Annotated in this window: 23 protein-coding genes; 2 read left to right on the top strand and 21 right to left on the bottom strand. The window is 74.5% G+C overall.

Annotated elements, in window-relative coordinates; translation table 11 throughout:
* The first annotated feature begins 19 nt into the window (after positions 1–19).
* Both EYB28_RS09305 and EYB28_RS09300 read left to right on the top strand, forming a co-directional pair.
* A complete protein-coding gene (locus EYB28_RS09305) occupies positions 20–256 on the top strand; it encodes an RNA-binding S4 domain-containing protein (protein WP_166846993.1) in 237 nt (78 codons plus the stop codon).
* Between the two features lie 178 nt (positions 257–434).
* Positions 435–1493, top strand: a complete 1059-nt coding sequence (locus EYB28_RS09300) for a DUF1080 domain-containing protein (RefSeq protein WP_240930470.1) — start codon at positions 435–437, stop codon at positions 1491–1493.
* 78 nt (positions 1494–1571) lie between these two features.
* Here EYB28_RS09300 and EYB28_RS09295 read toward each other — a convergent pair whose 3' ends face one another.
* The 21 genes from EYB28_RS09295 to EYB28_RS09195 all read right to left on the bottom strand — a co-directional run bounded on the left by EYB28_RS09295 (position 1572) and on the right by EYB28_RS09195 (position 25949).
* A complete protein-coding gene (locus EYB28_RS09295; RefSeq protein WP_166846991.1) occupies positions 1572–1976 on the bottom strand; it encodes a pyridoxamine 5'-phosphate oxidase family protein in 405 nt (134 codons plus the stop codon).
* Between the two features lie 137 nt (positions 1977–2113).
* A complete protein-coding gene (locus EYB28_RS09290) occupies positions 2114–2566 on the bottom strand; it encodes an NUDIX domain-containing protein (RefSeq protein WP_240930711.1) in 453 nt (150 codons plus the stop codon).
* Between the two features lie 98 nt (positions 2567–2664).
* On the bottom strand, positions 2665–6240 hold the full coding sequence (dnaE, locus tag EYB28_RS09285) for a DNA polymerase III subunit alpha (RefSeq protein ID WP_166846985.1): 3576 nt from the start codon (positions 6238–6240) through the stop codon (positions 2665–2667).
* Between the two features lie 57 nt (positions 6241–6297).
* Entirely contained in the window at positions 6298–6744 is a 447-nt protein-coding gene (locus EYB28_RS09280) for a YkvA family protein (RefSeq protein WP_166846982.1), read from the bottom strand.
* 10 nt (positions 6745–6754) lie between these two features.
* A complete protein-coding gene (locus EYB28_RS09275) occupies positions 6755–7690 on the bottom strand; it encodes an RluA family pseudouridine synthase (RefSeq protein ID WP_166846978.1) in 936 nt (311 codons plus the stop codon).
* A gap of 2 nt (positions 7691–7692) precedes the next feature.
* On the bottom strand, positions 7693–8367 hold the full coding sequence (gene lspA, locus EYB28_RS09270) for a signal peptidase II (RefSeq protein WP_166846975.1): 675 nt from the start codon (positions 8365–8367) through the stop codon (positions 7693–7695).
* Positions 8368–8398: 31 nt separating this feature from the next.
* Entirely contained in the window at positions 8399–8860 is a 462-nt protein-coding gene (locus tag EYB28_RS09265; protein WP_166846972.1) for a TraR/DksA C4-type zinc finger protein, read from the bottom strand.
* A gap of 205 nt (positions 8861–9065) precedes the next feature.
* Complete coding sequence (locus EYB28_RS09260; RefSeq protein ID WP_166846969.1) at positions 9066–9707, bottom strand: DivIVA domain-containing protein; 642 nt, start codon at positions 9705–9707, stop codon at positions 9066–9068.
* A 196-nt stretch (positions 9708–9903) separates the two neighbouring features.
* Positions 9904–10149, bottom strand: coding sequence for a YggT family protein (locus EYB28_RS09255; RefSeq protein ID WP_370459508.1), 246 nt, complete (start codon positions 10147–10149; stop codon positions 9904–9906).
* Between the two features lie 124 nt (positions 10150–10273).
* Positions 10274–10738, bottom strand: coding sequence for a cell division protein SepF (locus EYB28_RS09250; RefSeq protein ID WP_166846966.1), 465 nt, complete (start codon positions 10736–10738; stop codon positions 10274–10276).
* A gap of 223 nt (positions 10739–10961) precedes the next feature.
* The gene (gene pgeF, locus EYB28_RS09245; RefSeq protein ID WP_240930469.1) at positions 10962–11783 is read right to left on the bottom strand and encodes a peptidoglycan editing factor PgeF; all 822 of its coding nucleotides are present in this window, start codon (positions 11781–11783) and stop codon (positions 10962–10964) included.
* Between the two features lie 7 nt (positions 11784–11790).
* Positions 11791–13140: a cell division protein FtsZ gene (gene ftsZ, locus EYB28_RS09240; protein WP_166846963.1), complete on the bottom strand. Its 1350-nt coding sequence runs from the start codon at positions 13138–13140 to the stop codon at positions 11791–11793.
* Positions 13141–13357: 217 nt separating this feature from the next.
* Positions 13358–14071, bottom strand: a complete 714-nt coding sequence (locus EYB28_RS09235) for a cell division protein FtsQ/DivIB (protein ID WP_166846960.1) — start codon at positions 14069–14071, stop codon at positions 13358–13360.
* Positions 14072–14442: 371 nt separating this feature from the next.
* Entirely contained in the window at positions 14443–15909 is a 1467-nt protein-coding gene (gene murC / locus EYB28_RS09230; RefSeq protein WP_166852040.1) for a UDP-N-acetylmuramate--L-alanine ligase, read from the bottom strand.
* A gap of 86 nt (positions 15910–15995) precedes the next feature.
* Positions 15996–17159: an undecaprenyldiphospho-muramoylpentapeptide beta-N-acetylglucosaminyltransferase gene (murG, locus tag EYB28_RS09225; RefSeq protein WP_240930468.1), complete on the bottom strand. Its 1164-nt coding sequence runs from the start codon at positions 17157–17159 to the stop codon at positions 15996–15998.
* A gap of 11 nt (positions 17160–17170) precedes the next feature.
* A complete protein-coding gene (gene ftsW / locus EYB28_RS09220; protein ID WP_166846957.1) occupies positions 17171–18433 on the bottom strand; it encodes a putative lipid II flippase FtsW in 1263 nt (420 codons plus the stop codon).
* A 25-nt stretch (positions 18434–18458) separates the two neighbouring features.
* Positions 18459–19922, bottom strand: coding sequence for a UDP-N-acetylmuramoyl-L-alanine--D-glutamate ligase (gene murD / locus EYB28_RS09215; RefSeq protein WP_240930467.1), 1464 nt, complete (start codon positions 19920–19922; stop codon positions 18459–18461).
* Entirely contained in the window at positions 19919–21001 is a 1083-nt protein-coding gene (gene mraY, locus EYB28_RS09210; RefSeq protein ID WP_166846951.1) for a phospho-N-acetylmuramoyl-pentapeptide-transferase, read from the bottom strand. Before mraY ends, murD begins: the two co-directional genes overlap by 4 nt.
* Positions 20998–22425, bottom strand: coding sequence for a UDP-N-acetylmuramoyl-tripeptide--D-alanyl-D-alanine ligase (murF, locus tag EYB28_RS09205; RefSeq protein ID WP_166846948.1), 1428 nt, complete (start codon positions 22423–22425; stop codon positions 20998–21000). The genes mraY and murF overlap by 4 nt, the downstream gene beginning before the upstream one ends.
* Positions 22422–24113, bottom strand: a complete 1692-nt coding sequence (locus tag EYB28_RS09200; protein ID WP_166846945.1) for a UDP-N-acetylmuramoyl-L-alanyl-D-glutamate--2,6-diaminopimelate ligase — start codon at positions 24111–24113, stop codon at positions 22422–22424. The genes murF and EYB28_RS09200 overlap by 4 nt, the downstream gene beginning before the upstream one ends.
* Before the next feature lie 117 nt (positions 24114–24230).
* The gene (locus tag EYB28_RS09195; protein ID WP_240930466.1) at positions 24231–25949 is read right to left on the bottom strand and encodes a penicillin-binding protein 2; all 1719 of its coding nucleotides are present in this window, start codon (positions 25947–25949) and stop codon (positions 24231–24233) included.
* Positions 25950–26380 lie beyond the last annotated feature (431 nt).

Raw genomic sequence — 26380 nt, 5'->3', positions numbered from 1 at the left:
CACCGGCACAATGGTGCGCATGAGCTCCGCCATCGAGGTCCCCATCCGCGACGACGTGATCCGGCTCGGCCAGTTCCTCAAGCTGGCGGGGCTGGCCGAGTCCGGCACGCACGCGCGCGACCTCGTCGCCGACGGCGACGTCGCCGTCAACGGCGAGACCGAGACGCGGCGCGGCCGCCAGCTCACGCGGGGCGACCGGGTGACCGTGGCGGTGCCCGACGCGCCCGACGGCGCCGAGACCGCCGTCGTCACGTGACCCCACCCCGTCGCGGGCGGGAGATCGGCGTGATTCCCGGCGGGAGAGCGCCGGTCTCGCGTCCCCGTGCACCCGCAGACTTCTGCGTCCTGAGCGACAGAAGATGATTGGCACCCATTGAAAGTGGTCCCGCGGGCTTCTAGGGTCGGGACGAGCACCGCCGACCCGAGGAGAGACGATGACGTCCACCCCCCGCACCATGCCCCGACGACGCGCCCGGCTCACCCGCCTCGCGGGGACGGCCGCGATCACGGCCGCGCTCGGCCTCGCCGCGCCCTGCGCCGCCGGAGCCCCCGAGGAGAGCCCGCCGACCTGCGACGCCCCTGACGCGCGGCCGGCCGTCGTCCTGCTCGACACCGACACGGGCGTCGACAACGCCGCCCTCCCGGGCGGCTGCACGCTCAACGACGTCATCGACGACGAGCGGTCCTGGTCCAACCACGGCCGCTTCGTCGCGCACGTCCAGGACGTCACGCGCGACCTCGTGGCCGACGGCGCGCTGAGTCGCGCCGACGCCCGCACCCTCGCCGGCGCCGCGGCCCGCTCCGAGGTCGGCACGGTGCCCGGCTACGAGACGCTGTACGACGGCAGCGCGGAGTCGTTCGCCGACTGGGCGTACGCGGGCGACGGCGGCTTCGACCGCATGCCGGACGGCACGATCCGCAGCCGCGCGGGCGCCGACGGCGGCTTCGGCACGCTCTGGTACCCGCACGAGCAGTACGAGGACTTCTCGCTGCGCCTGCAGTTCCGCGACGACGCGCCGGGCGACCTGCGTGCCAACAGCGGCGTCCAGGTCCGCTTCCCGGCGCTCTGGGGGCCGGTCGAGGGCTGCCCGACGACCTTCAACGGCGGCGAGACCGGCAACCTCTCCTGGATCGCCGTCAACTGCGGCCACGAGATCCAGGTGAACGACTCCCCCGAGGAGGGGTCGAACGACCCGCGCAAGACCGGGTCCGTGTACGGCTTCGCCGACCTCGGGCTCGCGGAGGCCATGCCCACGCCGAAGGGCACGTGGAACGACCTCGAGATCCGCGTCGTCGGCCAGCACTACACGGTGATCCGCAACGGCGTGGTGATCAACGAGTACGAGAACCTGCCGGGCGTCCCGTTCCCCGGCCGCCCGCACGACCCCGACTCCAGCAGCCGCGGGCTCGTGGGATACGTGGGCCTGCAGGCGCACGGCTCGGCGCCCGACGTCGTCTCGTACCGCGACGTGCGGGTGCGCCCCCTGTCCTGACGCAGCCCGGCCCGTTGTGGGTACGAGACACGCCGATGCGCGCTGAGCGACGCCGGCGTGTCTCGTACCCACAACGGATCAGGCCATGTAGGTGCTCGCCATGACCTTGTCCGGGGTCAGCCGGAGCACGACCCGGTCCGGCTCCGGGTCGAGCGGCCAGTACCGACGCACGTGCCGCGCGACGGCGTCCGCCACCTCGTCGGGGTCCTCGCTCACGGCGAGCGTGCCCTCGAGCGTCAGCCACCGGCCGCCGTCGACCTGGCACACGGCCGCCCTCGGCGGGGCCCCGTCCGGGCCCCGCCGCCGCGCGTTCGCCACCTTCACCGACCCCCGTCGCGCGGTGATCCGCGCGAGCCCGGCGTCGGCGTCCCAGGTGAACGCCACCGGCACCACGTGCGGGGAGCCGTCGGCGCGCAGCGTGGTCAGGGTGGCCAGGTGACGCTCCGTGACGAACACGAGCTGTTCGGGGTTGAGTCGCAGCACGGCAGCGAGCCTACGTCGGCACCCCACCGGGACGGCGAACCGTCGGGCTCAGCCGCGCCATCGTCGGCCGAGCCTGCGGCTCCGCTCCGCGAGAGATGCCTCGCCCCTCGGCCCTCACGCTCCGCTGCGCCTCCGGCTCAGCCGAACCCGTCGGTGAGGATCGCGGGGACCTGCGAGCCGTGGCGTCCCGCGTCGTGCATCGCCCGCAGGACCACGCGCTCGTGCGGCACCACCGGAGCGGGCAGGGCCGCGAAGCCGAACCACGCCAGGTCCGCGGCCTTGCCCGGCTCCTGGAGCGCCGGGGTCCCCGACCAGCGCACCGCCTCGAAGAAGAAGTCGACCCGCTGCTCGAGCGCCGGGCCGCCGGGCTGCCCGCGGTGCATCGCCGTGACCGGCCGCAGGTCCGCCGGCGCCACCTCGACGCCCAGCTCCTCGCGGGCCTCCCGCACGGCCGCCGCGACGGCGGACTCCCCCGGCTCGACGTGCCCGGCGGCCGCGGCAGCCCAGTGGCCGTCCATGAACCCGGTGCCGGACCGCAGCTGCAGCAGCACCTGCCCCTCGCGGCGCAGGAAGACGTACGCCGCCGGCACGACCCGGAACCGGTGGGCCGCGGTGCCGTCGTCCCAGACGGGCCCCGGGTCCCCGGCGCTCCCGCCGCCGGCGCCCGCGCCGGCCCCTGCCGGCCCGCTCACGAGAGGCAGCTCGCGCCGAGGAGGGCCTTCAGGTCGCCGAACAGCGCCGGTGACTTCTCGACGCGCAGCGTGTCCGCGGCACGCACCACCGTCCGCTTGCCCGGCTCGGCGACGCTCACGTGCACCTCGGCCGACCCAGGGTGCGAGGCCAGCACCTCGCGCAGGCGGACCATGACCGGCTCCACACAGCGCGTGTGCGGGACCGTCACGAGGACCGGGGCGTCCGCGACGGCGGACGTGTCGGGCAGCGAGACCTCCATGGCCTGCAGCTGCATCTGCTCGTCGCGGCGCCGGACCCGGCCGCGCAGCGTCACCACCTGGTCCTCCGCGAGGACCGTGGAGTAGGCCAGGTACGTCTCGCCGAAGAACATCACCTCGACGGACCCCTCGAGGTCCTCGATGGTGACCGCCGCCCACGGGTTGCCGTTCTTGCTCATCTTGCGCTGCACGCTCGTCAGCAGGCCCGCGACGGTGACGGTCGAGCCGTCGGCCCGGGCCTCGTCGTTCACCAGCGCGGCGATCGAGGTGTCGGCCGCCCGCGCGAGCACGTGCTCCAGCCCCGACAGCGGGTGGTCGGAGACGTACAGCCCGAGCATCTCGCGCTCGAACGACAGGAGCTGCTTCTTCTCCCAGTCCGGCAGGTCCGGCACGTCGACGGCGAACGTCATCGACGCGTCCTCCTCGCCGCCCATGCCGGCGAACAGGTCGAACTGCCCCTCGGCCTCCTTGCGCTTGACGCTGATCACCGAGTCGACCGCCTGCTCGTGCACGACGAGCAGCGCGCGGCGCGGGTGGCCCAGCGAGTCGAAGGCGCCCGCCTTGATGAGCGACTCGATGGTGCGCTTGTTGCACACCACGGCCGGCACCTTGTCGAGGAAGTCCGTGAAGGAGGTGAAGGAGCCCTTCTCCTCGCGGGTGGTGATGATCGCGTCGACGACGTTCGCGCCCACGTTGCGCACGGCCGTGAGGCCGAACCGGATGTCCTCGCCGACCGCCGTGAACTTGGCCGCCGACTCGTTGACGTCCGGCGGCAGCACCGTGATGTGCATGCGACGGCACTCGTTGAGGTAGAGCGCCATCTTGTCCTTGTCGTCCTTGACGGACTGCAGGAGGCCGGCCATGTACTCGGTGGGGTAGTTCGCCTTGAGGAAGGCGGTCCAGTACGCCACGAGCCCGTAGCCGGCGGAGTGCGCCTTGTTGAACGCGTACCCGGCGAACGGGACCAGCACGTCCCACACCGCCTGGATCGCGGCGTCGGAGTACCCGCGCTCCTTGCAGCCCGCCTCGAAGTTGACGAACTCCTTGGCCAGCACCTCGGGCTTCTTCTTGCCCATGGCACGGCGCAGCAGGTCGGCCTGGCCGAGCGTGTAGCCGGCGAGGATCTGCGCGGCGCGCTGCACCTGCTCCTGGTAGACGATCAGGCCGTAGGTCTCGTCGAGCACCTCGGACAGCGGCTCGGCGAGCTCGGGGTGGATCGGCTCGATCTTCTGCTGGCCGTTCTTGCGCAGCGCGTAGTTCACGTGCGAGTTCATGCCCATCGGGCCGGGCCGGTACAGCGCGATGACCGCGGACAGGTCGTCGAACTTGTCGGGGCGCATCTGCCGCAGCAGCGAGCGCATCGGGCCGCCGTCGAGCTGGAACACGCCGAGAGTGTCGCCGCGGGCCAGGAGCTGGTAGGACGCCGGGTCGTCGAGCGCGACCGTCTCGATCGCGACGGGGTCCTTGCCGTTCATGACGATGTTCTCGAGCGCGTCGTCGAGGATCGTCAGGTTGCGCAGCCCCAGGAAGTCCATCTTGATGAGGCCGAGGCCCTCGGACGTCGGGTAGTCGAACTGCGTGATGACCGCGCCGTCCTGCGGGCGGCGCATGATCGGGATGACGTCGATGATCGGGTCGCTCGACATGATGACGCCGGCCGCGTGCACGCCCCACTGGCGCTTCAGGCCCTCGACGCCCCGCGCGGTCTCGACCACCCGCTGGGCCTCGGGGTCCGTGTCGTGCACCTGGCGGAACTCGGCGGCCTCCGAGTAGCGCTCGTGCTGGGGGTCGAAGATCCCCGACAGCGGGATGTCCTTGCCCATGACGGGCGGCGGCATCGCCTTGGACAGCTTCTCACCCATCGCGAAGGGGAAGCCGAGCACGCGCGAGGCGTCCTTGAGCGCCTGCTTGGCCTTGATGGAGCCGTAGGTGACGATCATCGCCACCCGGTCGTCGCCGTACTTCTCGGTGACGTACCGGATCACCTCGGAGCGCCGGCGCTCGTCGAAGTCGACGTCGACGTCGGGCATGGACACGCGCTCCGGGTTGAGGAAGCGCTCGAAGATGAGGCCGTGCTCCAGCGGGTCGAGCTCCGTGATGCCCATGACGTAGGAGACCATCGACCCCGCGGCGGAGCCACGGCCCGGGCCCACGCGGATGCCCTGCTCCTTGGCCCAGTTGATGAAGTCCGCGACCACGAGGAAGTACCCCGGGAAACCCATCTGGGTGATGATCTTGACCTCGTGGTCCGCCTGCCGGCGCACCGCGTCGGAGATCCCCTGCGGGTACCGGCGCCGCAGCCCCGCCTCGACCTCCTTGACGAACCAGCTGACCTCGTCCTCGCCCTCGGGGACCGGGAAGCTCGGCATGTAGTTCGCGTTCGTGTCGAACGACACGTCGCACCGCTCGGCGATGAGCAGGGTGTTGTCGCACGCCTCGGGCATCTCCCGGAACAGCCGGCGCATCTCCGCCCCGGTGCGCACGTAGAACGTGTCGCTCGCGAACGCGAACCGGCTGCCGCCCTGGTCGTACGTCGGCTCGTCCAGCGTGGAGCCCGAGTTGATCGCCAGCAGCACCTCGTGCGCGTGCGAGTCCTCCTGCTTGGTGTAGTGCAGGTCGTTGGTCGCCACGAGCGGCGCGCCGATCGCCTTGGCGACCTCCAGGAGCTGCTTGGACGTGCGGGACTCGATCTCGATCCCGTGGTCCATCAGCTCGACGAAGTAGTTCTCCTTGCCGAAGATGTCCTGCAGCTCGCCCGCCGCCCGCACGGCCTCGTCCCACTGGCCCAGGCGCAGCCGGGTCTGGATCTCCCCCGACGGGCAGCCCGTGGTGGCCATGAGGCCCTTGGAGTACGTCTCCAGCAGCTCGCGGTCCATCCGCGGCCACTTGCCCATCTGCCCGTCCAGGGAGGCGAGCGACCCCGCCCGGAACAGGTTGTGCATCCCCTCGTTGTCCCGCGACCACAGGGTCATGTGCGTGTAGGCGCCGCCGGCGGAGACGTCGTCGCGGCGCTGGTGCTCCTCGCCCCACCGGACCTTGGTGCGGTCGTGCCGGCTGGTGCCCGGCGTGACGTACGCCTCGACGCCGATGATGGGCTTGATGCCCTTCTTGCGCGCGGTGTTCCAGAAGTCGAACGCCCCGAACAGGTAGCCGTGGTCGGTGATCGCGATCGCCTTCTGCCCGACCCGTTCGACCTCGTCGAACAGGTCGCCCAGCCGCGCCGCGCCGTCGAGCATCGAGTACTCGGTGTGCACGTGCAGGTGCACGAAGTCGTCGCTGGGCGGTGCTGTGGAGGCGGTCGCGGCGTCGGGCATGGACCAGAGTCTAGGAGGGCCCACCCACACCGGAGGCGCCCCTCGCCGAGACGCCGCTCACTCGTCGGTCCGCGGCGACGTCCCACCGGGAAGGCCGACGGCAGCCCGCAGGACGGCGAGCCCCGCGTCGGTCCCCGGCCAGTGCCGCCGCACGGCGTCGGGGCCCGCCCGGCGCACCGCCCAGCGCAGCACGAGCACGACGGCGATCGCGTCGTCGGCCCAGCCGATCACCGGCAGGAAGTCCGGCACCAGGTCGACGGGCACCACGAGGTACGCGCCGAGCGCGACGAGGCCCCAGCGCACCGCCCGGGGCACCTCCGGGTCCGCCGCGAGCCGGCGGACCAGCCGCACGACGTCCGGGAGGAGCCGCAGCACCTCGCGCCAGCCGTGGTCCGGCAGTCGCCGCCGGACGGCGAGCAGCACCACGACCAGCGCCAGCCACGCCGCGAGCAGTGCCACGCCGACGCCCAGCAGGAGGTCGCCCCACCACGGCAGGCCTGTCACCGGAGGCCGGTCACCGGTACGCGGCGCGGACGACCTCGAGCGCGGCGGCGAGGTCGTCGGGGTACTCGCTCGTCACCTCGACGTCGCGCCCGGTCACGGGATGGCTGAAGCCGAGCCGCATCGCGTGCAGCCACTGGCGCTCGAGCCCCACGCGGGAGGCCAGCACCGGGTCCGCCCCGTAGGTGAGGTCGCCGACGAGCGGGTGCCGCACCGCGGCGAAGTGCACGCGGATCTGGTGGGTGCGCCCCGTCTCCAGGTGCACCTCGACGAGCGACGCCGCCGGGAGCATCTCGAGCACCTCGTAGTGCGTCACCGAGTGCTTGCCGTCCGCCACGACGGCGAACTTCCAGTCGGCGCTCGGGTGCCGGCCGATGGGGGCGTCGATCGTGCCCGTGGTGGGCTCGGGGTGACCCTGCGCGAGTGCGTGGTAGACCTTGTCGACCGTGCGCTCCTTGAAGGCGCGCTTCAGCCCGGAGTACGCGGCCTCGCTCTTGGCGACCGCCATCAGGCCCGAGGTGCCGACGTCGAGACGGTGCACGATGCCCTGCCGCTCGGCGGCCCCGGACGTCGCGATCCGGTAGCCGGCCGCCGCCAGGGCGCCCACCACCGTCGGCCCCGTCCAGCCGGGCGAGGGGTGCGCGGCGACGCCCACCGGCTTGTCGACGACGACCACGTCGTCGTCCTCGTACGCGATCCCCATGCCCTCGACGGGCTCCGCGACGACCGCGGGAGCCACGTCCTGGCGCGGGTCGGGGACGTCGACCTCGAGCCGGCTCCCCGGGACGAGGCGGTCCGACTTGCCGACCGTGCGCCCGTCGAGCTGCACGGCGCCCGCCGCGGCGAGCTCGGCGGCCTGCGTGCGGGAGAAGCCGAGCATCCGGGCCAGGGCGGCGTCGACGCGCTCCCCCGCCAGTCCGTCCGGCACCGGCAGCGTGCGTGTCGCCACGGTCAGCCCTCCCCGTCGCCGCGCTCGTCCCGGGGGCCTTCCCGGCGCGCGTCCTGCGGCTCGTCCGTCTGGCGGCGGCCGTCCAGCCCGGTCCCCCGGAACGTGAGGATCACGACGAGGCCGGCGGCGACGACGATCGCGATGTCCGCCACGTTGCCGACGAAGAACCCGGCGTAGTCGATGAAGTCGACCACCTTGCCGTGCGCGAACCCGGGGTCGCGGAAGAGCCGGTCGCCGAGGTTGCCGAGCGCCCCGCCCAGCAGCAGACCCAGCGCGACCGCCCAGCCGCGCGAGCCGATCCGCCCGATCGCCCGCACGATGACGACCACGACGGCGACCACGACGATCGTCAGGATCCAGGTCATGCCGGTGCCGCTGAGGATCGACAGCGCGGCGCCGGGGTTGTAGATCAGCCGCAGGGACAGCAGGTCGCCCAGCAGGGGGATCGGGTCTGCGCCCTCGGTGAGGGCCGACTCGGCCCACCACTTGGTCAGCTGGTCGGCGGCCAGCACGACCGCCGCGAGGACGACGGTCCACGCGACGAGCCGACGGCGCCTCGCCGGGGAGACCGGGTGCGCCTCCGCGGCGGGCGCGGACGTGGCCGGCGAGGACTCGGTGGCGCTGTCGCGCGACACGGGCTCGGGAGCCGGAGCGGACCCGGCGGGGTTGGTCGACATCGTGCGCCAGTCTATGCGGCCGGCCTCCCGCTCAGCGCCGCTCCTCGCGCGTCTTCGCCTCCACCGACAGCGTGGCCCGCGGGAACGCCTGCAGGCGCGCCTTGCCGATCGGCAGCCCGGTGATCTCGCACGTGGCGTAGGTGCCCTTGCGGATGCGGTCGATCGCGTGGACCGTCTGGTCGAGCAGGTCGCGCATGTTGTTCACGAGGGTGAGCTCCTGCTCGCGCTCGAGGGCGCTGGAGCCGTAGTCGGCCTGGTCGTCCCCCGCCCCGTCGCCGGAGTTGCGCAGCAGGTCCGACAGCTCGGCGTCCGCGGCGGCGAGCTCGCGCTGCAGACGCTCCTTGTCCTGGAGCAGGAAGGCCGCCTGCTCCTCCATCTCGGCACGCGTCCAGGGCTCCTCGCCGTCGCGCACGGGGAAGCGCTTGACGTCCTTCGCCAGGTTCGGGAAGTTCTCACGCAGCGCGGCGCGCGTGTCGGTCGAGAGCTTGGCCATCTCAGCCGCCCTTCTGTCGGGTCCTCGCGGGGAGTCACCGCAGCGTAAGTGCGCGGGCCGGTCGGCACAACAGCACGCGCCGTACGGCTGCGTGCGTGTCGTGCCGACCGGCCCGTGACAGGTCCGTGCCGACCGTGCGCCCGGTCGTGACGACCGGGGCGGGACGAGCCCGAGAGGGCTCGGATCAGAGGCTCAGATCAGTGGCTCAGATCTCCGAGGAGCGGCCGCCCGCCCCCGCGCTCTGCTGCGGCGGGAGCGCCGAACCACGCGCGTCCAGGTCGCCCAGCAGGTTCTGCAGGAAGCTCTTGAGGCGCGTGCGGTAGTCCCGCTCGAAGAGCCGGAGCTCGTCGATCTTGCGCTCCAGCAGCGAGCGCTCCTGCTCGAGCTGGGAGAGCGTGCGGTGGCTCGTCTCCTCGGCCTCGCGCACGATGCGCTCGCCCTCGGCCTTCGCCTCCGTGATGAGGCGGTCGCCCTCCTCCTGGCCCGAGCGCACGTAGTCGTCGTGCAGCTTCTGGGCGAGCTGGAGCATCCCGGTGGCCGACTCCGGCTCCGGCTGCTGGCCACCGGCGGCGGCCGGGGCCGGCGCGGGGGCCGGAGCCGGTGCGGGGGCCGGCGTCGACGCGACCGGCTGCGACTGCTGGGCGGCGTCGGACCGGCTCAGCTCACCGACCCGTCGCTCGGCGGCAGCGAGCTTCGAGCGCAGGTCCTCGTTCTCCTCCTGCACCGAGGTGAGCGTGCGCACGACCTCGTCGAGGAAGTCGTCGACCTCCTCGACGTCGTAGCCCTCCCGGAACTTCGTCGCGGAGAACTTCTTGTTCAGGATGTCCTCTGCCGTCAGCAGCGCCATCGTTCACCTCATCACGGTTGCACGGTCGTTCGCAGGACCCGGCGGGTCCGCCGTCCGGGTGACCACGGTAGCCCACGGTCCCGGGGGCGACATTTCCAGGCACACCGCGCCGCGCACGCCCACACGACGTCTTCACACGGCCGTCGAACCCCGCACCTGCGAACTCACCACGACCCCACGGCACCCGCGACGTTCGTCACAGCGCGCCGAACACCCGCGCGAGGATCGACACGCCGATGAACAGGACGAGGAAGGCCAGGTCGAGCCGCACGTGCCCGAGCGACAGGGGCGGGATGAGCCGGCGCAGCGCGCGCAGCGGCGGGTCGGTGACCGTGTAGACCGCCTCGGCGATCACGAGCACCACCCCGCGGGGACGCCAGTCGCGGGCGAAGAACTGCACCCAGTCGAAGACCAGGCGCACCACGAGGCACAGGAGGAACATCCACAGCACGAAGCTGATGAGGTCGAAGATGACACGCAGCGGGTCCACGGGTCGAACCTACCCGAGACGACGACGCGGCCAGGGTCGACGTGCCTCGACCCTGGCCGCGCGGCGGCGGTGGCGCTCAGCTCTGGTTGTAGAACGCTCCCTTGCCCGCGACGGGCTCGGCGGGCTTCTCCTCGCCCGCGATCTCCACGTGCTCGGGCGAGAGCAGGAACACCTTGTTCGTCACGCGCTCGATCGAGCCCCGCAGGCCGAAGATCAGCCCCGCGGAGAAGTCGACCAGCCGCTTGGCGTCGGCGTCGTCCATGTCGGACAGGTTCATGATGACCGGCGTGCCGCCGCGGAACGCCTCGCCGATGCTGCGGGCGTCGTTGTACGAGCGCGGGTGGATGGTCGTGATGCGGCGCAGGTCCGCGCCGACCACCGTCTCCGCCACTCCGGCGCGGTGCAGCGGCGTGACCTGCGCCTGATGGTCGTCGCGCACGGGTGCCTCCAGGTCCTCGTACTCGTCGAGGTACTCGTCCGGCTCACCCTGCTCGTCGGCGAGCCCCAGGTACAGCATCGTCTTGCGAAGCGCTCCGCCCATCGCCCTGCTCCGTTCCTCGGCACGTCACGCGCTGTGTCTTCCGCCCCGCGTGTCCCGGACGGTGAGTCGACGGTAACCACGCCGGCACACGCATCAGCGCACGACACGCCGGTGTGTCGTGCGGCGACGCCCGCGGCCGCCGCACGGTGGCGACCCCTGGTCGGAGCGCTGGTGGGGCGGCCGGACACCGGTCCGGACGGGGTGGGCCGGCCCCGCGACGGTGTCAGGCGAGGACGACCACCCCGGCCTGGCGACCGGTCGTCGTGCCGCTCGCGGTGGCACGGCGGTGGGAGAACAGGTCGGTGTCGGTCCGGGTGCAGCGGTCCACGTGGGTCGCCGCGACGCCGCGCGAGGCGAGCTGCGCGAGCACACCGGCAGGCAGGTCGAGGGCCGGGGTCCCGGCCTCCGTCGTCGCCCAGGTCTCCGGCACGAGTGCGCTGACCTCGTCCCGCAGGTCGTCGGGCACCTCGTAGCAGCGGCCGCACACGGCGGGCCCGACGGCGGCGCGCACGTCCTGCGTGCGGGCGCCGCGCGCGAGCATCTCGTCGAGCGCCCGGTGCACCACGCCGACCGCCACGCCGCGGCGCCCGGCGTGCGCGACCGCGGCGACCCTGGCCACCGGGTCCGCGAGGACGACGGGGACGCAGTCCGCCACGAGCACGCCGAGGCCGAGGCCGGTCTCGACCGTCACCATCGCGTCGGCCTCCCCCACCGCGACGGGCGGCTCGTCGCCCGACCACTCCACGCGGTCGTGGGGGCCGACCTCGAGCACGCGGTCGCCGTGCACCTGCGCCGCGAACGCCACCGGCGCGCCGACCCAGGCCTCGAGGCGGGCGCGGTTCTCCCGGACCCGGGCGCGGTCGTCGCCGGTCGACGTCCCCAGGTCGAGGGACGACCACGGCGCCGGAGACACGCCGCCGTGCCGCGTCGTGAAGCCGGCGACGACGCCCGCGCCGAGGTCGACCCGCAGCAGCCCCGCGCCGAACTGCGCCGGCAGCAGCGACTCCTGGGCCCAGCCGACCGCCCCGTCGACGCCGCTTCTCACGCGACGCTCACTTGAGGAAGTCGGGCACGTCGAGGTCCTCCGCCGGCCGGCGGGGCTCGTCGACCAGGCGCGGCACCTCCACGGGCCGCTCCACGGTCACCCCCTCGCCCTCGCCGTCCTCGACCACCGTGAAGGACGGCCGCTGCTCGCGGGCCTGCACCGACTCCGCCCGCGCCGCGCCGGCCGGCGTGGTGCGCGCCCCGTCGAGGCTCGCCGGCACGTCGTCCGGCTCCGCGGGGATCGGGCGCGGGCGCGGCGCGGCGGCGGGCGCGGGCGGCTGCGGGACCGGGGCGGTCGCGGGCGCCGGTGCCGCGGCGCTCCGCTCGGTACCCCCGCCCGCGGAGACGGCCGGCGCGGCGGAGGACCCGGAGATCTGGCCGAGGCCGCGGTCGTCCTTGCGCGCCTGCGGCATCCCGCCGTCGAAGCCGGCGGCGATCACCGTGACGCGCACCTCGTCGCCGAGCGAGTCGTCGATGACGGTGCCGAAGATGATGTTCGCCTCGGGGTGCGCCGCCTCCTGGACGAGCCGCGCCGCCTCGTGCACCTCGAACAGGCCGATGTCGCTCCCGCCCTGGATCGACAGGAGCACGCCGTGCGCACCGTCGATCGAGGCCTCGAGGAGCGGCGAGGAGATGGCGAGCTCGGCGGCCTGCACCGCGCGGTCCTCGCCGCGCGCCGAGCCGATGCCCATGAGCGCCGAGCCGGCCCCCTGCATCACCGACTTGACGTCGGCGAAGTCGAGGTTGATCAGGCCCGGGGTCGTGATGAGATCGGTGATGCCCTGCACGCCCGAGTGCAGCACCTGGTCGGCGGAGTGGAACGCCGAGATCGCCGACACGCTCTTGTCCGACATGGACAGCAGCCGGTCGTTGGGGATGACGATGAGGGTGTCGACCTCCTCCCGGAGCGTCTCGATGCCCTGCTCGGCCTGGACCGACCGGCGCCGGCCCTCGAAGGTGAACGGCCGGGTGACCACCCCGACGGTCAGCGCGCCGAGGGACCGGGCGATGCGGGCGACCACGGGCGCGCCGCCCGTGCCGGTGCCGCCGCCCTCGCCCGCCGTGACGAAGACCATGTCGGCGCCGCGCAGGACGTCCTCGATCTCCTCGGCGTGGTCCTCGGCCGCCTTCTTGCCGACCTCCGGGTCCGCGCCGGCGCCGAGGCCGCGGGTGAGCTCGCGCCCGACGTCGAGCTTGACGTCGGCGTCCGACATCAGCAGCGCCTGCGCGTCGGTGTTGATGGCGATGAACTCGACACCCTTGAGGCCGACCTCGATCATGCGGTTCACGGCGTTCACGCCGCCACCGCCGATGCCGACCACCTTGATCACTGCCAGGTAGTTCTGCGGAGTTGCCACGTCGTTGCCTCTCGGGTCGTTCCTGTCCCGACGTCCCCGACCCGGTCGTTCCGGCCCGGCGGTCCCGCCCGGAACCCGAACCCTAAGGTTCGAGTTGAGGGTTAGAGTTATGTCAGGTTGCTGCTGCGTTCGACGGTATGTGCCGCACGGAGCACCACGAAGCACGTGGTCCGGCGTGTCGCACGGGGCGGGTGCTCGACACCTGTGTCAAGGGGGGTCACCGCGTGATCGGCAGCTCGGGCGACGACACGTCGATCGTGCCCGCGTCCGGGGCGACCTCGCGCAGGGTCCGCACGGCCTCGACCTTCAGCGGAAGGTCCGCGCTGCTCCCCCACCGCACGGTCGTCCCGTCGGCCAGCACCGTCTCCACCGCGTCCTGCGTCGCCGCGCTGACCTGCTCGGTCGCCCCCGCCAGCTTCGGCGGCAGGCCGGCGAGCACGTGCAGCGCCGCCTGGAGGGCGCGGGCGTCGTCCAGGGGCACGTCGACCTGCGGCAGGCCCGACGGCGCCGAGCCCCGCGTGCCCAGCCGCACACCCTCGCCGTCGAGGACGACGTACTTCCCGCCGTCCGGCACCGCGGCCACCGGCACCCGGGCGGTGAGCGTCACCCGCAGGCCGTGCGGCCACGACCTCGCCAGGCTGACGTCCTTGACACCGTGCAGGCCGAGGATCTGCTCGCGCATCGACACGGTGTCGAGGCGCGGCAGCGGCGTGCCGTCCGCGGCCTCCACGACGTCGCGCACCTCCTGGGGGTCCACGGTGCTGCCCTCGCCCGTGACGACCACCTCGTCCGCGTCGAGCGCCAGCACCGGGGACCAGAACGCCCCCGCGGCGAGCGCCGCCAGGACGAGCACGACGAGGACCCAGGCCACGACGCGCCGCCAGGCCCGGTGGCGACGCATCGCCGTGCGCTCCGCGAGCCGGTCGGCCATCGCCGTCGAGACCCGCGGCGGCGTCGGCTCGCCGGCGGGGACCACCGCGCCCCGCCCGGACGCCGCCGGTACCGGCGCGGTCGCCGGCGCCGCACCCCGCGGGGCCCGGTCGCGAGTCGGGCCGCTCGCCGCGCTGGGGGCCGCAGCCCGACCGTTCGCTGCCTTGCCGTTCGCCGGCCCGGCGCCCGGGCGGCGGCCTCCGCTGTTCGCCCCGGGGCCGTCCGACCCCCCGGAGTCCGGCCGGTCCGGGCCCGCCGGCACCCGCGGCACGGCACCGGTGCGCACTCGCTCGCCGGACGCCGGCACCGGTCGGTCCGAGCGGTCGTGACGGTCCGGGCGCGGCGTCGTGCGGGGTCGGGACGGCGGGCGCATCAGCCCATGGTCTCCTCGCCACGCCCCGGCGCCGCGCCCGCCACGCCGGGCTCCGGCGACGCCGCACCGGCGTCGTCGAGCCCGCGTGCGGCCAGGTCCGCCAGGACCACCGGGCCGAGCTCGGTGACGTCCCCCGCCCCCACCGTGAGCACGAGGTCGCCGGGGCGGGCCAGCGCGGCGATCACGTGCGCCGCCTGGACCCGGTCCTCGACCGGACGCAGCAGGCCGCCGGAACGGGTCCGCTCGGCGCGGTCGGTGATCGTGCGTGCACTCACGTCGGGGTCCACGTCCTCGCGGGCGCGGTACACGCCGGTCACGACGACCTCGTCGGCGAGGGCGAGGGCGGCCGCGAAACGGTCGGCGAAGATCCGCGTGCGCGAGTACAGGTGCGGCTGGAACAGCGCGAGCACCCTGCCCTCCCCGGCCACGGGCCGCGCGGCGCGCAGCAGCGCCTCCACCTCCGTCGGGTGGTGGTCGTAGCTGTCCACGACGCGCACGCCCGCCACCCGGCCGCGCTCCTCGAAGCGCCGCCCCGTCCCGACGAACGCCGCGGCGCCCGCCACCGCCCGGCCCGGGTCCGCACCGAGGAGCACCGCCGTCGTCACCGCGGCCGCCGCGTTGAGCGCGTTGTGGGCGCCAGGGACGTCGAGGCGCAGCTCTCGCTCGGCCTCGCCGAGCGGCCCGCCGGACAGGACCGCGGTGACCGTGCCGGCGCCGGGCACCACCGACCCGACGCGCACGTCCGCGCCGTCGTCCAGCCCGTAGGTGACCACCGCCCGCCCCGCGGCCCGGTGCGTGGCCGCGAGCGCCGCCGACCCCGGGTCGTCGGCGCAGGCCACGAGCGTGCCGTCGGGCGTGATCTGGGCGGCGAAACGGACGAAGGCCTGCTCGAACGCCTCGGTGGTGCCGTAGTGGTCGAGGTGGTCGGGCTCGACGTTCGTCACCACGGCCACCGTGGGCGCGTAGTTAAGGAAGGAGCCGTCGGACTCGTCCGCCTCCGCGACCAGCACGTCGGAGGTGCCGAGGTGGCCGCCCGGCACCGCCGTCTCGGTGCCGTCGGCGGCGCGCACCCGGACCGTGCCGCCGATCGCGAACGAGGCGTCCACGCCGCACTCGCGCAGCACCGTCGCGACCATCGCCGAGGTGGTGGTCTTGCCGTGGGCGCCCGCGACCGCGACGGCGCGCCGGTCGCGCATCAGCGCGGCCAGCGCCTGGGAGCGGTGCAGCACCCGCACGCCGGCGCCGCGGGCGGCCGCGAGCTCGGGGTTGGTCTCGCGCACCGCCGACGAGACCACGAGGGTGTCGACGCGCGCCGCGCCGTCGGCGGCGACCACGTGGGCCGCGTCGTGCCCCACCCAGACCTGGACGCCGTCGGCGCGCAGGGCCTCCAGCGCGGGGGTGGCAGCGGCGTCCGAGCCCTGGACGGCGACGCCGCGCGCGGCGAGCAGACGCGCCACGACCGACATCCCCGCTCCGCCGACGCCGACGAGGTGCACGCGCCCGAGCCGGTCGACGTCGGGCACGGCGGCCGGACCGGCCGGCGCCGTGCCGCTCACGACCCGCTCCGCTCGGCCGACTCCGCGACGGCCTCGCCGACGAGGTCGGCCACGCGGGCGGCCGCGTCGCGGACGCCCGCCGCGCGGGCGGCGTCCGCCATCCGCGCCAGACGGTCGGTGTCGCGCAGCAGCGCGGGCACCTGCTCGGCCACCCACGCCGGGGTGAGGTCGTCGTCGGCGACGAGCAGGCCGCCGCCCGCCGAGACCAGCGGCGCGGCGTTGAGGCGCTGCTCCCCGTTGCCGATCGGCAGCGGCACGTAGACGGCCGGGACGCCGAGCGCCGCCAGCTCGCAGACGGTGCCCGCGCCCGAGCGGGCCACGACGAGGTCCGCCACGGCCAGGCCGAGGTGCATCTCGGACAGGTACTCGCGCACCTGGTACCGCGAGGCCTCGTGCCCGCCCGCCGCGACCGCGGCGTCGACGGCGGTGCGCACCGGGCCGGACTTGTCCCGGCCCGTGAGGTGCAGCACCTGCACGCCGGCGCCCAGCAGCGCGTCGACGGCGCCCGCCAGCGCGGCGTTGACCGACGCGGCACCCGACGAGCCGCCGGTGACGACGAGCGTCGGGACGGTGGGGTCCAGGCCGAGGGCGTCCGCGGCCCGCACGCGTGCGGCGGCGGCGTCCCGCGAGCGCTCGGCGACCAGGTCGGAGATCTCGGCCCGCAGGGGCAGGCCCACCGCGCGGGCGCCCGGGAGCGCGGTGTCGCCGAAGGTCGTGCCCACCCGTGCCGCCCAGCGGGCGCCGAGACGGTTGGCCAGCCCGGGCCGGGCGTTCTGCTCGTGGACGACGACCGGCACGCCGCGGCGGCGGGCCGCGAGGTAGGCCGGGGTGGACACGTAGCCGCCGAAGCCGACGACCGCCTGGGCGTCGATCTCGTCGATCGCCGCCTCGGCCGCCCGCACCGCGGACGTCAGGCGGCCGGGCAGGCGCAGCAGGTCGACGCTCGGGCGGCGCGGCAGCGGCACGCGCGGCACCGGCCACAGCCGGTAGCCGCGCGCCGGCACCAGGTCGGCCTCCAGGCCGCTGGTGGTGCCGAGCACCAGCACGCGGGCGTCGGGCTCCCGGGCGCGCAGCTCGTCGGCGACGGCGAGCAGGGGGTTGACGTGGCCGGCGGTGCCGCCGCCGGCGAGCACGACGGAGGTGACTGCGGAGGTCTTCACAACCCGCGACCCTATCTGCTGGCGCGGGGCGTGCGGCCGTGCCCGCGACGTCGCGAGAGCACCGCCACGGCCCTCCGCACGACACGCGGCCGGGAGGCCAGGGCCTCCGCCGCTCCCGGCTCCGTGCGCGCGAAGCTGATGACCACGCCGAGGGCCACCATCGTCGTCACGAGCGCTGACCCGCCGGCCGAGACCAGCGGCAGCGGGACGCCGATCACCGGCAGGACGCCGATCACCACGCCGATGTTGACGAAGGCCTGCCCGACCACCCAGCAGGCGATCGCCGCGGTGGTGATCTTGACGAACGGGTCGGTATGACGGCGCACGACGCGGGCCATGGCGACGCCGAGGACGGCGAACAGCGCCAGCACGAGCAGCGTGCCGAGCAGGCCCAGCTCCTCGCCGATGACGGCGTAGATGAAGTCGTTGTGGGCCTCGGGCAGGTAGTTCCACTTCTCGCGGCTGCCGCCGAGGCCGACCCCGAACAGGCCTCCGGTGCCCAGGCCGTACAGGCCGTGGATGGACTGGTAGCACTCGCTCGCCTCGTCGCAGGCCGAGCCGTACGTGGCGAGGATGCGCTCGATGCGGTCGCTGCTCGACTGGTTGAGCACGAACGCCCAGCCGACGATCACTGCCCCGCCGACGCCGCCCACGGCGAGCAGGGACGCGGGCGCGCCGGACACCCAGTACGCGCCGAGCCCCAGGAGCGCGATGATCATCGCCGTGCCCAGGTCGTGGCCGGCGATGACCAGCCCGACGACGGCGACGAGCCCGATCACTCCGGGCACGAGGGCCTGGCCCCAGCGGCCCAGCAGGTGCTGCTTGCGGCCGAGCACGGCGCCGAGCCACACGGCGAGCGCGAGCTTGGCGAGCTCGGAGGGCTGGAACTGGATCGGCCCGAGCACCAACCAGTTCCGGTTGCCGTTGACCAGCTTGCCGACGAACGGCACCGCGATCAGCATGCCGAGGGCGACCAAGATGGCCGGCCAGGCCAGGCGCTTGTACCAGCGCACCGGCAGGCGCGCCGCGACCAGCATGAGCGGCAGCCCGATGAGGGCATAGCGTGCCTGGTTGAGGAACGCCGCGAACGGCGACCTCTCGGCGGCGATCGACTCGATCGTCGAGCTGGACAGCACCATCACCAGCCCGATCACCAGCAGCAGCCCGCTCGCGCCGACGAGCAGGTAGTAGCTCGTGACCGTGCTGTTCCACTGCCCGAGCCACGGGCGCCGGTCGCTCGGCGCGGCCCGCCGGGAACCCGTCGTCACCGCCATGCGCTCTCCCGTGCCTTCCGCCCGTCTACAGCTCCGCCACCGCGGCGGTGAAGGCCTCCCCCCGCTGCGCGTAGGAGGCGAACTGGTCCATCGACGCGCCGGCCGGGGCCAGCAGCACGGTGTCGCCCGCCCGGGCGAGGTCCCGCGCCGCCACGACGGCCCGGCGCATCACCGTCCCAGTGTCGCCGGGATCCACCACGACGACCGGGACCTCGGGCGCGTGTCGGGCCAGCGCCCCGCGCCACGGCTCCGGGTCGACGCCGATGAGCACCGCCCCGCGCAGCCGGTCCGCCCGGGAGGCGACCAGGTCGCCGAGGTCGGCGCCCTTCGCGAGCCCGCCCGCGACCCACACGACGGAGCCCGGCTCGTGGGCCGCCAGCGAGGCGGCGGCCGCGTGCGCGTTCGTCGCCTTCGAGTCGTCGACGTACGCGACGCCGTCGAGCACGCGGACGGTCGCGATCCGGTGCCCCCCGCCGCGGTAGGCGCGCAGGCCGTCGCGCACCGCGGCGGCCGGGACACCGTGAGCGCGGGCGAGCGCCGCCGCGGCCAGGGCGTTGGCGACCAGGTGCGCCGGCAGGTGGGCGGTGTCGGCGCCGGGCGCCAGGTGCGCGAGGTCGGCCAGCGTGCCGAGCTCGGCGGCGTAGGTGCTCCGGTCGGGGGCGTCGGTGGGCGCGTGGAAGGCCCGGTCGACGAGCACGTCCTCCACGACGCCGACCTGCCCGGGCCCGGGTGCGCCCAGGGTGAACCCCACGGCGCGGGCCCCCTCGGCCACGTCGGCCTCGCGCACGAGCTCCTCCGTCCGCGGGTCGGCCGCGTTGTACACGCAGGCCACCCGCGCCCCGGCGTAGATCCGGCCCTTGTCGGCCGCGTAGGCGTCGAGCGACCCGTGCCAGTCGAGGTGGTCGGGCGCGACGTTCAGCACGGCGGCCGCCTCGACGGCGGTGCTCGACGTGTGGTGGAGCTGGAAGCTGGACAGCTCCACCGCGAGCACGTCGAGGTCGGGATCGAGCGCCGCCGTGACGAGCGGGGTGCCGACGTTGCCCACGGCCAGGGTGCGCCGGCCCGCGGCGTCGAGGATCGCCGCGAGCATGCCGACCGTCGTCGTCTTGCCGTTCGTGCCCGTCACGGCCAGCCACGGCGCGGGCCCGGAGCCGTCGGCGCGCGGCACCCGCAGGTGCCACGCGAGCTCCACCTCGCTCCACACCGGGACGCCGGCGCGGGCGGCCGCCTCCAGCAGGGGCGCCGTCGGCGGCCAGCCCGGCGAGGCGACCACGAGGTCGGCGCCGGCGACCACGCGCTCGGCCGCGGCGGCGTCGGGCACGTCGCGCACGTCGGCGTCGTCCGCCCGCGCGTCCACCGTGCGCAGGGAGCGCACGCGGCCCGCGAGGGCGCCCGCCACCGCACGGCCGGTGACCCCGAGCCCCGCGACGACCACACGGGCGGCGGCAAGGTCAACGGCACGGTCGACGGGCGCGGGCCCACCCGTCACGTGACCACCCACTCGGCGTAGAAGACCCCCATGCCGAGCGCGGCGAAGAGCCCCGCGATGAGCCAGAACCGGATGACGATCGTCACCTCGCCCCACCCCGACAGCTCGAAGTGGTGGTGCAGGGGCGCCATCTTGAACACGCGCTTGCCCGTCATCTTGAAGAACCCGATCTGGATGACGTCGGACATCACGATGATGACGAACAGTCCGCCGATGATGGCCGCCAGGATCTCCGTGCGGGACAGGATCGAGATCCCCGCCAGGGCGCCGCCGAGCGCCAGCGACCCCGTGTCGCCCATGAAGATCCGTGCCGGGCTGGCGTTCCACCACAGGAACCCGAAGCAGGCGCCCATGATCGCGGCGGCGATGATCGCCATGTCCTGCGGGTCGCGCACCTCGTAGCAGCGCGGGCCCGCGGCGGCGAGCCGCTGGCAGGACTGGTTGAGCTGCCAGATGCTCACCAGCACGTACGCGCCGAAGACGATCAGCGACACGCCCGTGGCCAGACCGTCCAGGCCGTCGGTGAGGTTGACCGCGTTCGACCAGGCCGTGATGAGGAAGTTCGCCCACACCACGAAGAGGATCAGCCCCACCGTCACCCCGGCGAACGCCAGGTCGAGGTTCGTGTCGCGCAGGAACGAGACCCGCGTGGACGCGGGCGTGCGCGCGTTCTCGTTGGGGAACTGCAGGGCCAGCACGGCGAAGCTGATGCCGACGAAGCCCTGGCCGACCATCTTGGCCTTCGCCGTGAGCCCGAGGGAGCGCTGCTTGCGGATCTTGGTGAAGTCGTCCAGGAAGCCGACCAGCCCCAGGCCCGTCATGAGGTACAGGCACAGCAGCGCCGACGCGCTGGGCGGCCGCCCCGCCACGATCATCGACGCCGCGAAGCCGACCAGGGCCGCGCCGATGATGACGACACCGCCCATCGTGGGGGTGCCGCGCTTGGTGAAGTGCGCGGTCGGGCCGTCCTGGCGGACGAACTGCCCGTAGTTGCGGTGCACGAGGAAGCGGATGAACAGCGGCGTGCCGAACAGCGCGACGAGCAGCGAGACGCCCGCCCCGACGAGGATCGCGATCACGGGGCGACCTCCGTGCCGACCTCGCCGGCGGCCAGCTCGTCGCCGAGGCGCCACAGCCCGGCCCCGAGCGACGACTTGACCAGCACCACGTCGCCGGGCCGCAGCTCGTCGGCCAGCACCGCACGCGCCGTGTCGAGGTCAGGCACGAAGACCGACTCCTCTCCCCAGGACCCCTCCTGGAGGGCACCCTCGTGGATGTGGTACGCGCCCTCGCCGACCACGACGAGGAGCTTGACGTTCAACCTCACCACGAGCCGGCCGATCTCGTCGTGCGCGGCGCGCGCGGACTCCCCGAGCTCCAGCATCTCGCCGAGCACGGCGACCGACCGGCGCGAGCGCCCAGCCATGACGGCGAGCGAGCGCAGCGCGGCCCGCATCGAGTCCGGGTTGGCGTTGTACGCGTCGTCGACGACGGTGATGCCGTCCGGCCGCTCCGTCACCGCCATGCGGTGCGGGCTCTGCGGCGTCGCGCGGGACAGGACCGCCGCGACCTCGTCCGGCGGCGTCCCGAGCGCCGTCGCGACCGCCGCGGCGGCCAGCGCGTTGCTCACGTGGTGGGCACCGACCAGCCGCAGGTCCACGCGCTGCGGGTCCGCGCCGGCCCGCAGGCCGAAGCCGGCCCGGCCCGTCGCGTCCACCTCCACGTCGACGGCACGGACGTCGGCCGACGGGATGGTCCCGAACGTCAGCACGCGGGTGCCCTCGGCCGCGCGCGGCGCCATGGCCGCGACCCGCTGGTCGTCGGCGTTCAGCACGACGGTGCCGCCCGCCACGACGCCCGTGACCATCTCGGCCTTGGTGGCGGCGATGGCCTCGACGGAGCCGAACTTGCCCACGTGCGCGACCCCGACCGCGAGGACGACGCCGACGTCGGGCGGGGCGATCCGGGTGAGGTAGGCGATGTTGCCCGGGGCGTCCGCCCCCATCTCCAGCACCAGGTAGCGGGTGTCGGGGGTGACGCGCAGGACGGTCAGCGGCAGGCCGACCTCGTTGTTGAAGGAGCCCGCGGGCACCACGACCTGCTCCGCCGGCACCCGCGCCCCGAGGAGCTGGCCCAGCAGGTCCTTGGTCGTCGTCTTGCCCACCGAGCCGGTCACGGCGACGACCCGCAGGTCGCCCGCCGCCCGGGCCCGGGACAGCACGTCGCGCGCCAGGTCGCCCAGGGCCGCCTGCACGTCGTCGACGACGACGGTCGGCACCCCGTCGAGCTCGCGGGCGGCGAGCACGAGCGTCGCGCCCGCCTCGACGGCGCCGTGCGCGAAGTCGTGCCCGTCGACGTGCTCGCCCGGCAGGGCGACGAACAGGGACCCGGCCTCGACCCGGCGGGAGTCCACGACGACGGGTCCGGCGACCCGCACGTCCGGGCCGGCGTGCAGCCGTCCCCCGGTCGCCTCGGCGACGTCGGCGGCGGTCAGCTCGATCATGCGGTGGTGGTCCTCTCGTCACGCGCGGCGCGCTGCTGCGGGGCATCGACGGGATCGAGGGCGTCGAGAGCACGACGGGCCTCGACGCGGTCGTCGAGCTCGAGGTCGACGCCGGCGACCTCCTGGATCGTCTCGTGGCCGCGTCCCGCCACGAGCACGGTGTCGTCGGCGGAGGCCTCGGCCACCGCGCGGACGATCGCGCCCGCACGGTCGGCGACCTCGAGCACCGTGACCTCGCGCCCGGCCTCCCGGGCGACCTGCTGCGCCGCCCGGGCCCCGTCCAGCACGGCGGCGCGCACGGCTGCCGGGTCCTCGCCGTGCGGGTCGTCGTCGGTGACGACGACGACGTCGGCCCCCGCCACGCCGGCGGCACCCATCGACGGCCGCTTGCCCCGGTCGCGGTCCCCGGTGGCGCCGAAGACGAGCACGAGCCGGCCCGCCGTGGACGGGCGCAGCGCGTCGAGCGCGAGCTCCAGCGCGTCGGTGTTGTGGGCGAAGTCGACGATCACGCGCGGCCGTCCGGTCCCGTCGCCGCCGGGGCTGATGACCTCCATGCGGCCCGGCACCGTCGCGGACAGGCCGTCGGCGCCGTCGAGCGCCTCCGCCACGTCGGACACGTGCGCCCCGCCCTCGAGCACCATCGCGACGGCCAGCGCCGCGTTCGCGACGTTGAACTCCCCCGGCAGCGACGTCGAGGTGCGCAGGGTGCGGCCGTCCGTGTGCGTGAGGGTGAAGGCGGAGCCGGTGCCGTGCGGCGCGACGTCCGACACGGTCCAGTCGGCGCCCGGCGCGCCCCCGTCCCGCGGGGCCGTGCGCAGCGTCGCGACCGGCACCTGCGCGGCGGCGGCCATCCGCTCGCCCCACACGTCGTCGACGACGACGACGCCGCGGCGGGCGTGCGCCGGCGTGAACAGCAGCGCCTTGGCCTCGAAGTAGGCCTGGAGGTCGCCGTGGAAGTCGAGGTGGTCCTGGCTGAGGTTCGTGAAGCCCACGACACCGAAGTTGATGCCGTCCACCCGGTGCATCGACAGCGCGTGCGAGGAGACCTCCATCGCGAGCGTGCGCACGCCCTGCTCGCACATCGCGGCGAGCACGGCCTGCAGGTCCGCCGCCTCCGGGGTGGTGAGCCGGCTCGGCAGCACACGGTCGCCCGCACGGGTCGTCACGGTGCCGACCAGCCCGCTCGTCCACCCCAGCGCGCGCAGCAGGTGGTCCAGCTGGTAGGTCGTCGTGGTCTTGCCGTTCGTGCCGGTGACGCCGAACGTCATGAGCCGCTCGGCCGGCTCGCCGTAGACCCAGGCCGCGACGGGGCCGAGGACGCCGCGCGGATCCGGCGTGACGAGCACCGGGACGTCCGGCGGCAGGGCGTCCTGGCCGGCGCCCGCGCCGAGCAGCGCGGCGCCGTCCGGGTCGGTCAGCACCGCGCGCGCACCGCGCGCGACGGCGTCCGCGGCGAACCGCGCGCCGTGCGCCGACGCGCCGGGCATCGCCACGAACAGGTCGCCGTCGGCCACGGCACGGTTGTCGCACGCCACCGCGCCGACGAGCACGTCGGGGAGCGCCACGTCCGTGCCCGTCGTCGTGCCGGTCGTCGGCGACGCCAGGTCGAACCCGAAGGTCAGAGCGAGATCCCGCACCCGGTGAGGCGTGGACCTCTCGGGCCGGATGCGGGCGGTCGGGGATGTCACGGAGTAGAACCTACCCCCTGCCGGGAGCCGTCCCGGCACCGTCCGGCGCCTTCATGACGACCGTCACCGCGGGCCGTCGCGGGCGCCCCGGCCGGCCACCGGTCGCGCACCGGCCGCTCACCACTCGAGGTCGTACGGGTCGGGCTCCGTCGTGCTCGGCGGCACGTCCATCTTCTGCAGCGTGTACCCCATGAGGTCGCTGAAGACGGGCGCCGCGACCACGCCGCCGAAGATGGACGACTGCGGGCTGCGCAGGAACACCGACACCGTGTAGCGGGGGTCGTCCGCGGGCGCCACGCCGATGAACGACGCCATGTACGTGGTGCCGCCGCCGGGGAGCCACATCTGTGCCGTGCCCGTCTTGCCGGCCACCCGGTAGCCGGGGACGCGCGCGTTCTCCGCCGTCCCCTCGTCCCCGACGACGGACTCGAGCATCCGCATGAGCGAGTCGGCCGTCTCGGTGGAGACGACGCGCGTGCGCTCCGGCTCGGGCGCAGGCGTGAACGTCCCGTCCGGCGCCTGCGAGCCGGCGAAGAGGCTCGGCTCCACCCGCACGCCGCCGTTGGCCACCGTGGAGAACACCTGGGTGGCCTGGATGGCGTTCACCGCGACGCCCTGGCCGAACAGGATCGTGTAGGGCGTGCGGGGGTCGTGGGCGAAGCTCTCCTCGTCGGGCAGGATCCCGGCCGACTCCCCCGGCAGACCCAGTCCCGAGGGCTCACCGAACCCGAACTTGCGCAGGTAGTCGTAGCGCACCTGCTCCGGGATCTTCTCCCCGATCTGCACCGTCCCCGTGTTCGACGAGTGCGCCAGCACCCCCGCGAGCGTGAGGCGCTGCACCGGGTGCCCGTGGGAGTCCTTGAACGTCTGCCCGTTCGGCGTCGTGTAGGTGTACGGCACCTCGAACTGGCTCTGCGGCTTCCAGTACCCGCCCTCCAGGGCGGCGGCCATCGTGACGACCTTGCCCGTCGAGCCCGGCTCGAAGACGTCCTTGACGGCGCGCGAGCCGTTCGCCACGTCGGCGGTCGAGCGGTCGTTCGGGTCGACGTGGCCCGAGTCGGCCAGCGCCAGGACCTCACCGGTTCGCACGTCGCTGACGACCGCCATCGCGTACTTCGCGCCCGTGTCCGACACCGCCTCGTCCAGCAGCTCCTCGGCCTTCCACTGCACGTCGCGGTCGACGGTGAGCCGCACGTCGCTGCCAGGTTTCGCGGGCACCGTCTCGACCGGGGCGTTCGGGATCATGACGCCGTCGCGCCCGCGCTCGAACGTCGTCGTGCCGTCGGTGCCGGCCAGCAGGTCGTCGTAGGCGCGCTCCAGGCCACCCTGCCCGCCCAGGTCGTCGTTGACGAAGCCCACGAGCGGGCCCGCCACCTCGCCGGCCGGGTACGTCCGCTGCGACGTGAGGTCGGTACGCACGTACGCCTGCAGCCCGAGGTCGGCGATCGCGCGCTGCACCTCCGGCACGACGTCGCGGGCGAGCACCACGTAGCGGTCCTTGCCGTTGAGCTTGGCCGCCAGGGCGGCGGGCTCCTCGTCGAGCACCGGCCCGAGCAGCTGCGCGACGCCGAGGGCGCCGTCCTCGACGGGGTCGCCCGTGGCCTTGTCGACGCGCGAGGCGCCCCGGAAGCTCTGGATCGCGAGCTGGTCGCCGACGATCGTGTACCGGTCCACGCTCGTGGCCAGCACGTTGCCGTTCACGTCGACGATGTCGCCCCGGTGCGCGACCTGCACGTTCGTCTGCAGCCTCTTCTGCTGGGCGTCGGCCGCGAGCGCGGGCCCCATGAAGACCTGCACCTGCACGAGGCGGCCGACGAAGACCGTGAGGACCAGCACCGCCACCACGATCAGCCAGCGCTGCCGCCGCTCGGGCTCGCCCGGCCGCGGCCCGCCGGGGCCGCGGGAGCCGGAGCGAGGCGGGGCGGGCGGGCGCGCCGGCGCCCGGCCGCGCCCGGCCACGGCGGCGCCGCGGCCGGGCGTCCCCCGTCCCCGCGACGCCGCCGACCTCGACGCCCCGGAGCGCGCCGACGGGGTCCGTGCGGCCGCCGACCGCGCCGACGTGGACCGCGCCGACGTGGACCGCGCCGACGTGGATCGCGCGGGCGCAGACCTGGTCGAGGAGGACCTGGACGAGGAGGCCCCGGCGGCAGGGGCACCCTGCGCGCCACGCGGCCGCCCCGATCCGGGGGTGGCGTTCGTCGTCCGGGGAGTCACCCTGCGAGTCTGCGACGCCCCGGCCCGGCCAGCCCCGGCCTGGCGTCGGCGTG

This window comes from Isoptericola sp. BMS4 (genome assembly GCF_011634835.1).
Classification (GTDB): Bacteria; Actinomycetota; Actinomycetes; order Actinomycetales; family Cellulomonadaceae; genus Isoptericola.
Note: the sequence above shows the minus strand (reverse complement) of the source record. Positions and strands in the feature narration are given on the sequence as shown.